This window comes from Dellaglioa sp. CoH-56-MRSF-12 (assembly GCF_056782075.1).
On the sequence record NZ_JBXAYD010000004.1, the window covers coordinates 43,494 to 55,666 of the forward strand.

General features: G+C 28.5%; 7 protein-coding genes. All 7 read right to left on the bottom strand.

Annotation, left to right across the window (positions count from 1 at the left end):
- Positions 1-4: 4 nt before the first annotated feature.
- Positions 5-661 (bottom strand): histidine phosphatase family protein, encoded by a 657-nt coding sequence (locus tag AC1RPY_RS05375; protein ID WP_481761696.1) that lies wholly within the window; start codon positions 659-661, stop codon positions 5-7.
- A gap of 106 nt (positions 662-767) precedes the next feature.
- Complete coding sequence (mnmA, locus tag AC1RPY_RS05380; protein WP_409022386.1) at positions 768-1,907, bottom strand: tRNA 2-thiouridine(34) synthase MnmA; 1,140 nt, start codon at positions 1,905-1,907, stop codon at positions 768-770.
- Positions 1,908-2,033: 126 nt separating this feature from the next.
- Complete coding sequence (locus AC1RPY_RS05385) at positions 2,034-7,334, bottom strand: helicase HerA domain-containing protein (RefSeq protein WP_481761695.1); 5,301 nt, start codon at positions 7,332-7,334, stop codon at positions 2,034-2,036.
- Positions 7,315-8,640 carry a DNA phosphorothioation-dependent restriction protein DptG gene (gene dptG / locus AC1RPY_RS05390; protein WP_481761694.1) on the bottom strand — a complete coding sequence of 442 codons (1,326 nt, stop codon included), beginning with the start codon at positions 8,638-8,640 and terminating at the stop codon, positions 7,315-7,317. Before dptG ends, AC1RPY_RS05385 begins: the two co-directional genes overlap by 20 nt.
- Entirely contained in the window at positions 8,640-10,511 is a 1,872-nt protein-coding gene (dptF, locus tag AC1RPY_RS05395) for a DNA phosphorothioation-dependent restriction protein DptF (protein ID WP_481761693.1), read from the bottom strand. The genes dptG and dptF overlap by 1 nt, the downstream gene beginning before the upstream one ends.
- A gap of 142 nt (positions 10,512-10,653) precedes the next feature.
- Positions 10,654-11,004 (bottom strand): DUF1831 domain-containing protein, encoded by a 351-nt coding sequence (locus AC1RPY_RS05400; protein WP_481761692.1) that lies wholly within the window; start codon positions 11,002-11,004, stop codon positions 10,654-10,656.
- Positions 11,005-11,017: 13 nt separating this feature from the next.
- A complete protein-coding gene (locus AC1RPY_RS05405) occupies positions 11,018-12,166 on the bottom strand; it encodes a cysteine desulfurase family protein (protein ID WP_481761691.1) in 1,149 nt (382 codons plus the stop codon).
- Positions 12,167-12,173 lie beyond the last annotated feature (7 nt).

Genomic DNA, 12,173 nt, shown 5'->3' on the forward strand with positions numbered 1-12,173 from the left:
CTCCTTAAACGACATCACTTTCATCGCGTATTCTATCCAAATAACTAGTATCATTCCATTTAACTAATTTAAATTCGGTTCCATTTTGTGTTTCCAAAATAGTCGTACTAGTATTCGATAAGCCACCTTGTTTACGGAAGTCTTTCAGCGGTACTCCTAATAAATCGTGAATCAAGGCACCAAGCGCCGCACCATGACTAACAATGATAATATTTGCATCTATTTTATTTTGGTCAACAATTTTTTTAATTGTTGGAACCATCCGCTTTAATAAAGCTTGAAATGTTTCGCCATTAATATTTTTAGGATCATATTTATCGGGATGATTACGGAAGGCATCGAGTTCCTCAGGATACTGAACAGCCACATCTGTAAACTTCATGCCTTCCATTTTCCCTAAATGAAATTCTTCTAAGTTATCATTCAAAATAACATCCAAATTTTGGTTTAGGCCTGTATTAATTAAATTTGCTGTGTCCTTTGCACGCTTAATAGGACTTGAATAAATAGCATCAAATTTTATTGATTTAAGTGCTTTGATTAATTGTTGTATTTCTATGTAACTTTGTTCAAGTAAGGGTGAATCTCCATTCGCACCTTGGTATCGTCCCTCAAGATTCCATTCTGTTTTGCCATGTCGAATAAAATATATATTAGTCATCAGTCAATAAGACCCCTTCGTTTTTTCATCTCTATTATATTATGCCACAAATATAAAAAGGCACAAACAAAATATTTGTTTGTGCCTTAACTATTATAAATTCAATTTAAACATATTGTAATTGTTTTGATCCCTCAGTTGACTTTTTAAATGCAGCGTCAATGATACCACTACCTAAGCATTCTGCGCCATCGTAAAAGACAACAGCCTGTCCAGGTGTAATAGCACGTACTGGTGCATCAAATTCAACTGTAGCTTCTGTACGGTCATCATTTAAATGAACCGTCACACCAACATCAGTTTGACGGTATCTAAACTTAGCAGTGATATGGAAATCATTGCCAAAGCGATCGATTGGTGCCATAAAACTTAACTCTGATGCTTCAAGATAATCGGCATAAAGTAAATCATTATGGTAACCTTGTCCAACAATCAATGTATTTGTTGCTAAATCTTTACCTACAACGAACCAAGGATCGTTACCTTCACCCGTACCACCAATACCAAGACCTTTACGTTGACCAATTGTATAATTCATAAGACCATAATGCTCGCCCATTTTTACACCGTCAACAGTCATCATATTACCCGTTTGTGCTGGTAAATATTCACCAAGGAACTTTGTAAAGTTTCTTTCGCCGATAAAACAAATACCTGTTGAATCTTTTTTCTTAGCAGTTGAAAGTCCAGCTTCTTCAGCAATTCTTCTAACTTCTGGTTTTTCAATGTTTCCAATTGGGAACATAACTTTTTGAATTTGTTTTTGTGATAATTGACTCAAGAAATAAGTCTGATCTTTGTTACTATCATCCCCACGTAACATATGCATAATACCGTCAGCATCTTGCTCAACTTGTGCATAATGTCCCATTGCGATGTAATCAGCATCAAGTTCCATAGCATAATCGAAAAATGCTTTAAACTTAATTTCTTTATTACACATCACATCTGGATTTGGTGTCCGACCCTTTTTATATTCATCCAAGAAATATGTGAATACGCGATCCCAATATTCTTTTTCAAAATTAACGGAATAATAAGGAATTCCAATTTTGTTTGCTACTTTAGCAACATCTTTGTAATCTTCTGTTGCAGTACAAACACCCATTTCGTCCGTATCGTCCCAGTTTTTCATGAAGACACCAACTACATCATAACCTTGTTGCTTTAATAAATAAGCAACAACTGATGAATCGACGCCACCACTCATCCCAACAACGACACGAGTTTTACTATTATCTGGCATACTATCACCATCATTTCAATTAGATTCTGAAAAAATCTACGATTTGAAGGTCGCACTATTTCAGTAAGTACTATTATACCAATAATATATACTAATACAACCCTAGTGTGTCATAATTTACTTTACTTAGTTTATACGATCATCAAATCCACTTATTTTAATAGATTCTATTCGTGATACCACTTGATTGGTACCATTAAGCATAGGCCCTTTAATAATACTTTCGCCTTTTTGTAAATTAGATAAAAGATATTGATATTGTTGATTACTGTCTTTATCTAAAGATAGCGTGTTCGCAATAAGTTTAACTTGGTCTTCCAATGGTAAAAAATTAACTTGCTCAGATGCATTATAGACACTACTGATATCACCCTTAATAGCTGATATAGATTGAGTTGCAAAAATTCCTGACCAACCGAATTTTCTTCCTTCTTTTAAAATTTTAACAGTTGGAGAGTTATCTTTAAAATTTAAATTTTGTATTTCATCAAGTACCACTGGAATTGGATTTTCTTCTGTATTTCCAATACTTTGAAGATAATTAAACAAATCCCAAAGTACAAATTCAGTAATAACTTTTTGTATATCATGTTGAAATCCTTTTAATTGAAAAATATGAATAGTTCCATCTTTATTTAAATATGACTCCCAGTTTTTGGAATCTTTAGTATAAGTGAAAGGATTTGAACTCAATAACATATCTAGTCTACCTACTATTTTTAACCCATCCTTGAATTCATCTTCGTCACTTAATATATTTTTTAAATGTAAAAAGGTAAATGATTTACCGTTTCTTGCATAACCATCACTTATTGCAGTTTTCAATGAATACCTTTGCTGAGTGCCTAACTCAAAAACGTTATCTAACATTTGAGATACTCGGTCTGCCATATCATTTACATCTTCAGTAATAAAGGTTCCACCACCATAATCTATTTCTTGAAGATTAAATGGATTTATAGGTAATTTATCCCCCGCTTTAACTAAGTGAAATTGAATTTTATTATCATGTCTCATTTTGCTAACAAAATTTTTATCCAATTGATTTTCCAAAAATCCATCAGTATAATCAACTACCAAACTATTAATATTTTTATTAGCCAACTCATACAGTAATGTTTGAACAAAGTAAGTCTTCCCCTGCCCAGACTTACCCGTAATAATCATGTGCCTATTTGAAAGCCCTGGATTTCCATACTCCCAATAAGCTTCATCAACACTACCTTTTTTAACGCCTAATTTAATTCTAGTTTTTTCAGAAAATGTATTTTCAGGATATTCTATTTCAAAATCAGAAAGTTCATTTATATTCGAATATTGACTTTGACTTTCATTTATACTATTTATAGATTTAATTTCGTTGTTATCTTCAAAATTTTTTTTATCCTTATTTTCACAATATTCATAAGCTGACTCTGTATCTAATTCTTTGTTTATAATAATATTTTTTCCTTTATCAGTATCGATAGTTTCTTGATAACTATCATCATGCAAAATATTTTTTAAAAGGCTTTCTTCCGGAAATCCCAATTTTCCACTTTTAATTTCTGAGATGATTTCATTTAATCCCTTACTTGCATAAATGTATGCGTCACCCTCAGGAAGTTTAATTTCAGTTATATTCTTACCGCCTAATTCCTTTCTAAGAATTCTCCGACTATCATTTCTATCACCAAATGAAACAATGAAAGCCTTGCCATAATATTCGTTTAATTCATTTGAAATTATAAAATCATTATTCAATAACTTATCATCATTATCTTGAATTTTTTTATATAGTTCTGCATTTATTAACTTGTTATTAAACATTTTTTTTAGATTAGCTAAATATATTGTCATAAAAAAATTACGGTAATATTCGGATTTAAATTTATTTTCATCCCTCAGCGCCTCATTTATTGTTTCTGCCGTATTAACCGCCTGCAACGTTGCCTTAGATATAACATCCGAATGGTTCTGTCCAACTTTAACTTCGACAGGAAACAAATGAATTTTTAAATTTTCTCCTACTTCAACACCCATGAATAACAGATCATCACTTGTAGCTCCTGTCATTCCTAGATTTTTTGCTGTAAATAATCCTTCTTTTTGGCTCATGCCAACCATTCCAGAAACTCTTAATATCTCTTCTAGCGATATGGGCACCCAAATAATATTCTCAGTTTCTAAAATACCCATTAATTCTTTATACGCCGAAATAATACTTAACTTTTCCCTCACTATATTGTGATTCGTTTTATCTCCGATAATTTTTAGAAGCCATTCTCCATTAATAATGTTAAATGATTTAATAATATTTAAACTTGTTTCTTTATTTTTAATTATAGTTTTGTCATATCTTTCTATCTTATCATTGATAATTAAACTATATTGTTCAATTTGGTTTGTAAAAGTTATTGACTCATAATTTGAAGTGTTACTTTGATCTGTATAATGAATAATATATAAATCATTACGTTCCGAAAAATAATCCAAACTGATATCTGGATCCAATAACGTTACCCAATTACTATTTTCCATAATATTCGTTAATATATCATCAAAATGACCATCTTCACTTTCAAAACTTGGAATGTTATTTACATTCGTAATTCCTGCTTGATAAACATTTGTTTCCGCATTGTTGGCTACACTAAATGCATTCCAATCATACATAAATTTGATCAATGGCCGATGTAAATATTTTGAATCCATATTTACACCGAATCCTTGTATAAACATTTTTTTATCAAGACTATATTTTTTACCACTTATTAGACCGCCTAAAGTATAATTCATTTCCAGCTTATCTGATTTAAAACTATTGGCATTACTCTCGACATCCATCTTATAAAATGAAACATGACTATATGGTTGTCTAACAAAATTATGATAAATATTAATCCGCGATTTTAATACTTTAATTACGTCTTCATTAGCATAATCATTAATTTTATCTCCCATAAATTTTTCAGAAAATAAATTTTCAAAATCAGCTGCCGTTATAATTTGATTAAATTGGTCATATATTGGATTAAGAATTTTTTTATCGTTATTTATATATAAATTAACAGGATGCATATTTTCTAATTTAAACCCTTGTTTAGTATTTTGAAGCTGTTTTAACATAAAATCAATCGTACTCTTTAATATTGTTTTATCATCGTTAATATTATGCATTGAAGCATTTAATGCATAATCAGAACTTACTTCAAAAAGATAATGAAAATGCTTATAAAAATCTAACATTCTAGAAGTAATAATATTTCTAGAAATCGCTGATATTTTTGATTTTTTAAATTCATTAAAGAATAACCATCTAGGCGAACTATCATCAAAATTTGATTTTAATAGTCCCCCATTTTTTGATATATATGGAACTAATCCACTTGGATTTAACGTTCGAATAAAATTTTCAGGTATAGATTGAAATTCTGTCCTTTTTAATAACTCTAGTTGATATTTAATCAATACTGGATGTAAAGGTGTATAAGCTATTTCCCCATCGATTTCTACTGTACCCATTTTATATAAATCTTTTAATTCCAATGTAAGTCTTTCTTCGGAGATTTGATTAATTACTTCATCAAAATCATCACAATATTTATTAAGAGCTTTCAATAATTCTTGATCAAAATAACTTAAACTTAAAATAGTATTTCTTTCTTTTAATAGCTTACAAATAAGAATATAGTCTATTCTTATTTGTTCAGGTATCTGAACTTCAATACTAGTGACAATTGAATCATCTATTTTTGCATACAATATTTGTTGTTTAATAATATCTACTTCATAATTCAACAACTTCTTATTTTCACTAAAGACATAATATTTTTCTGTACCATTAATTATTTTAGCCCCATCAAAAATTAAACTTTCATTAGCCTTACGCCTATTTTTTTCTATAAACAAACCACTTCTGGGAACCGGCTTCTGACTATTATCTAAAATTGAAAATGGTATTTCAATGCCTTCATTAACTAGCTTAAATTCATTCTCACTTTCATCTGAATCAATATTTTCAAAATTAATATTTACACCCACTTCATCTGAAATAGGAATTACATTATATTTAATCTGATCATAATCAACCTCATCAATAAAATCTGTACCACCAATTATATAATTTTTTTCGTATTCTAACTGAATCTCCATCTTAGATTTAGTTATTTTTACACGATAACTCGATAATATATTATTAAATATGTCTTGAGAAAATGGTAAATAAATTATTTGAAATGTATATTTCTGTGCCTTTGAATGTTCATATGAGGTCTTAATTCCATATATATCCATCACATTGAAGTCGTTTACAATAATTTTTAAATTATTACCATCTGCAGTAAATTCAGCAGATTTCCCATCAATTATATGGCTCTTACTTTTATTAATTCTTGATGCCTTCACAGAATCATCAAAAGGAAGTTTTATTATCAATTGATTATTTTCATGATTAATATTATTTTTAAATATTAAAATAAATCTGTTTTTGTACTTAACAGAATTTTTATTTTCACCATTTTCTCTACTTCGGTCATATATAATTAAATCAGGATTAACTTTATTTATTTTATCTGATTGATAAATAATTGTATCTTTTCTTAATTCTTTTAATTTTTCTTTTCCTCTTTTTATTTTTGAAAAATCGACATCCATCCAAATATCCTTTTCTTTCAACATACTCATTGATTCTAAATCTGCTTGCGTGTAGTTAACTATTTTATCTTCAACAGTATTATATTCTTGCCAACCACCAATCTTTTGAAAATCTTGCTTATTTTCTCTTAATCTTTTTTTAATATTATCAGCATCATACGTTTGTATTTGTGTATCATAAAAATAACCCATATTTTTATAGTCATCCGGAGTAATCTCTGATTTTTCTAAAATTGAAAAAATACTGGCAAAATCTAATAATGTTAAGTTCATTGAATCTTCCAAAATTATATTCTTTTTAAACTCTTCTAATACTACTTGGTTAGCGTCCGATAACCCGGACTTTTCTATTTCACTTTTTAAATCGTGTTTAATTTTATCAACAGAAAAAGGCCCATTTCCGTGACTAACATTCATGGCTCCACCCGATATACTGTCAAGAATTTCAGTACACACGATAAAAAGTGCCGTATTTCTCCATATGTCAGATTGTAAACTAACCCTATTTCTAAGTGTTACTAAAAAATCTGAGTTCATTTTATCTGTTGCTGCAACAAATAATATGTTAACACCATTTATATTTACCACTTTACCATGGAACTGCACGTCCTTTTGATCAATTACAAAATCTTCAGTAGAAATAATATCATTCATTTCAAATGCATTATAGAATCTAACAACTTCATTATTTTGATCTAAATTCAAATAATACCTGCTACCAGCACTAATATTTTGGGTTTTAAACCATTTAAATAACCGTTCGATTAAAAATTTATAATATTGGTTTGACATATTGTGCATCCCCGCTATCGCTTAATTTTTCAAGAATATTCATTTTTTCATATGTTTCTACTAATTTTCTTTTAGAAATATTATCTAATGAAATTCCTCTATTACTCATTTCGGTAATAACATCTTTAACAAGCATTTTTTCTGAACCAACTATACCCGCTGTAATCACCAATACAGTATCATCAGTCATGTTTAAAACATTTCCAAGTCTACCACGTCTTTTTACAAAATATTTTACTGCTATTGCTTCAAAAGATTTAGAAAATCTAGATTTAGTTTCGTCGGATAAATTTTTTGTTAATTTTAATTTTAAAAGTTTTATATTATCCTTTATATTATTTTCAGATGACATGCTTATATCATCCTCCAAAAACTCATTTAAAAATTCACTTAAATTATTTCTAAGTTCTATTGAATATTCAAAATTTATATCTGTTAACTGAAATAAACTATAAAATTTTTCACTAGGAACTAATAAATTTAAATAATCTAATAAATCAACGTTAACTAACAAATCAGTTGCGTTTTCTTTAACTTGAGCATAACCTCTATCATTTGTTGGTCTTGAACCTGATATTTTTTCCGTATCAAGTGCAAAAAAAATATTTTTTTTATTAAACTCATCGAAGGTTCCAATATTCATTATTATTTGACTAATTATGAAAAAATAATAGTAGCTAAAAAATGTATCAATATTTTTCATAAAAAATGTTGTATTTTTCATAAAATTGTTCAAATCATGATTAAAATAATCTAAGAATATACTTTGGTCACCAATTGAAACAAATTTTTCTTTTTTTATATTATTATTAGTTAGTTCATGTAAATTTTCTATAATAATTTTTTCATAAAGATTGTGCTCATCTTTTTTATTTATAAATTCAATCCACATATTATTTTTCTCTAGCTCAAGTGTATAATTTAAAAATGCTGCAATCTTTAATTCTCCACTTGAACTTTTTTTTTCGTTCGACTTTTTATACGCCAGCAACTTGGGAATATAAATTTCATCAAGTGCCGAATTAGAAAATAATTTTAAAAATTTATCTTTATTACCTATTTTAGATAAATCAAAATCATCACTTATATCCTTATCAAAGGATTTAGTATCCTTTGATATCTCACCTTTGTTAATGCTAATCCTTGCTAAATTACCTATAATTGGTGCAAATCCATTTTCAAATTTTGCTCTCTCTGGCTCACGGGTCATAAACGGTAATAATTGTCCTGATTTATGATGATTATTTTTTATCTTTCCTTTATCCATTTCCAAATGTTTTTTTAAATTTTCTAATTCAATAGACATTATATTTTCACCTCTGATACTTCATAATCAATCCCATTATTCTCTATTTTATATAGATATCCATCATTTATATTACCAACAATAACAGTTTCATTGTTATTAGTATTCAGTAATATGTTAAATACAAAATTGTTAAAATTCATTGCCTCTGACCGTTCAATATTAGAAATAACATATCCATTATGAATTTTTGTCAATAGCACATAATCTTCAAAATCTATTTTAACAAAATATTCAGCTTCATTACTTGTATCTTTAAAACACATATTAATTTCAAACTTGTTAATTTCAAAATCTACATAGTTTAATCTTAATGGCACTGCAACTCTAGTTTTTAAACTCAAATTATTTATAAACGCGAATCCTTTTACAGTTTGACCGTTCCACCGTAATACATTGCTTTGTATCAATTTTGCCAACTCTTTAATTTGTCTTACATTTTTTGAAAGAATACTTAGAAAAGAAAAATAATTTTCATTATCAAATAACTCATTTTGATAATCTAATAAAAATTGAACTCTAAGAAATGTGTTAACTCGAATTTTATGTCTATCCGTATCTAATTTACCAACAGATTCTATAACTTTTTGAATTGCTCTTTCATTATCTTCAATTTTATCTTCAATTTTATCAACATACTCATCATCATAGTTGTATACCTCAACATTAAATTCATCAATTTTTTTATTTGAATTTCGTGATGGATCAAGAAAATAAATAGCTTTTAATATCTCAGACTTATTTTGGCTTTCAAATAATAAATAAGGTAAATATGATGTGTAATTACTTTTAATTTCCTTTGCTGGTATAATAATATCGTGAATAAAGTTCAATACATCTCGAGTGGAGATGATTATACCATTAGAAACTTGAATTCTTATCAATAAATATTTAATTGCTTCTTGGACTTTCTTATTTAAGAACAGCTCATAATTAATATGTTCAACTTTATCATAGCCATTTTCTAAATCATTTCTGTAAGCATTATAAAATGGATTATTTTCTTCTTTTAAACATATTTTTTTAAAAATTTGATCATAATATAAGCTGTTCACACCCGTCTCATCAATTTCAAAGTTTGCATTATTAAAAAATGAAATCACTGATACTTTTTTATCTTCTATATTTTCCTGATTATTTTTTTCTATATTACTCAATGCAATTGTAATTTCACTTAATGTCGAATCTGACTTTATTTTATGAAGTAATCTCTTAACTACCCCTAAATTAATAGCAATAATAACATGTTTATAACCTTCAATTTCATTCTTATTCTTTGTGAGAATATCCATTAACGAATCAATAGATGATAAATTAGGATTAATGCTTTCCGTTGCATCATTATGTATATATACTTTATTTTTTTTAAAAATATCAAAATATTGATTATTCATGTAAGATAATAGATGCGATTTTCCATCTCCTACATTTCCTACAATAAAAGTTAAAGAACTTTTTTCTCTCTGTATTTTATTAAGAATTATCTTCTCTAACCTATGTTGTATTTCTCGTTCTACGTGCATATATTCATTAAAAGCACTAAAATCACTTGCATCAATTACAGAATCTTTTGCTTCAAATGATAATTTTTTTAACATCTGTGCCAGAGCAGATTCTGTTATATTTTTATCTTTCTTAAATACATCAAAATATTGGTGTATTTCTTCTAACTTATTTATGTCATGAGTAATTGCAACTATTCTAAGTTTTTCAAAATCAATATCTGAAATTAACTTCTTACTTCTTAATTTCAATCCCAAACTATACAAATCATCTAACGAGAATTCTACCTTAGACCCTTCAAAAGATACTTCAAATTTTTTAATCAATATTTTATATAATGATTCTGCTTTCATCAAATATAAATCCATTATTTCATCTCCTATTGAATATAGTGAATACGCTTTATTATACCTTTTCAATCTAAAAACGTACATACAAAAACATCCTTATAATACTTCATAGTTAATATACCCTTATAAAATACTATTAATAATAATAAAAAAGGTATTGTCATTTTGACAATACCTTTTTCAAAACATCCCTATCAATTAATTGACCAATCACATAATCAAATTGTTCAGTTTCAGCTTTTTTATCTTCACCATGAAATATATTAACTGCTTTAAGTCCATTAGCAGTCGTCGTTGACATTTTAAATCCAGTTAATGACTTATCAACGATAACTTTAACTTTAATGCCCTTATTGAAAGGTGAATTAGGATCTAAAGATCTCTCCAATTGAAAATTACCTGCTTTAGTTTCTGCAAATCCTAAATCTCTTAACGTATATTTTTTTACATCAGAACTCAATTCATAAGTTACTGTATCTCCTAAAAGTTGAATACTTTTTTCAAATGCCATTATTAAATTCCCCCTATTTTTTCAATCTACCAACTATTCTAACTAATTGTACTATAAAAGTATCTATCTCTTCAGCTGTATTATCTTTTCCAAAACTCAATCGAATAGATTCTGTGACTCTCGGACTCTTTTCACCGTACATAGCCATTAATACATGTGAAGGTTCGAGATTACCAGCAGTACATGCAGAGCCACCAGAAACAGCAATACCTGCCAAATCTAACCGGGTCTGTAATACTTCAGTTTGAATACCTTTTATCCAAATATTAAAGACATGTTGTAAGTTATCATCTGAGAGTGTCCCATTAATTTCAAAATCAATATGGTTATCATCTAATCCCGCTATAATTTGCTTTTTGAAGCCTTGATACTTTAATTGTCGTACTTGTTTTTCATCATCTGAGATTAAAGAAACAGCTTTAGCAAAACCTGCAATTGCTGGTATGTTTTCTGTCCCTGCTCGTCTCTTGTCTTCTTGCTCCCCACCTTTAATAAAGGGAGGGAAAAATATAGATTCTCTTCTATAGAGAAAGCCTAAAAATTTAGGCCCATTCAATTTATGGGCTGATGTTGATAACATATCTATATGATCCTCATTAACATCTATATCCAGTAGTCCATAAGCTTGAACAGCATCCGTATGGAACCAAGCTTGATGATCCTTTAAAATCTCACCAACTTCATGAATTGGCATATGACTTCCCGTCTCATTGTTACCCATCATGATTGAAACAAGAATTGTATCATCTCTTAAAGCCTCTTTAAAATCGACTATATTGATAACACCATCTTCATTAACTGGTAAATAAGTAACTTCAAATCCAATTGATTCTAAATATTTCATTGTTTTTAAAATAGCCTGGTGCTCTACTGCTGTTGTGATTAAATGCTTACCTAATGTTTTTCTCTGAATAGCTGTTTGCATAATAGCCATATTATCACTCTCAGTACCACCACTTGTAAAGATGATTTCTGATTCTTTTGCATGAATACTATTTGCAATAATTTGTCGACTATCATCAAGCACCATTCGTGCTGAACGTCCAAATTGATGTGTACTTGAGGCATTCCCGAAGGTGCTCTTCATCATATCTGTCATCACTTCAACGACTTCATTTGCCATTGGTGTGGTTGCTGCGTTATCTAAGTATATTCCTGACATTAATTTA

Bases quoted from the DNA above. Each gene is read 5' to 3' on its own strand.
- AC1RPY_RS05375 (WP_481761696.1), bottom strand. From the start codon at position 661: ATGACTAATATATATTTTATTCGACATGGCAAAACAGAATGGAATCTT.
- mnmA (WP_409022386.1), bottom strand. From the start codon at position 1,907: ATGCCAGATAATAGTAAAACTCGTGTCGTTGTTGGGATGAGTGGTGGC.
- AC1RPY_RS05385 (WP_481761695.1), bottom strand. From the start codon at position 7,334: ATGTCAAACCAATATTATAAATTTTTAATCGAACGGTTATTTAAATGG.
- dptG (WP_481761694.1), bottom strand. From the start codon at position 8,640: ATGTCTATTGAATTAGAAAATTTAAAAAAACATTTGGAAATGGATAAA.
- dptF (WP_481761693.1), bottom strand. From the start codon at position 10,511: ATGGATTTATATTTGATGAAAGCAGAATCATTATATAAAATATTGATT.
- AC1RPY_RS05400 (WP_481761692.1), bottom strand. From the start codon at position 11,004: ATGGCATTTGAAAAAAGTATTCAACTTTTAGGAGATACAGTAACTTAT.
- AC1RPY_RS05405 (WP_481761691.1), bottom strand. From the start codon at position 12,166: ATGTCAGGAATATACTTAGATAACGCAGCAACCACACCAATGGCAAAT.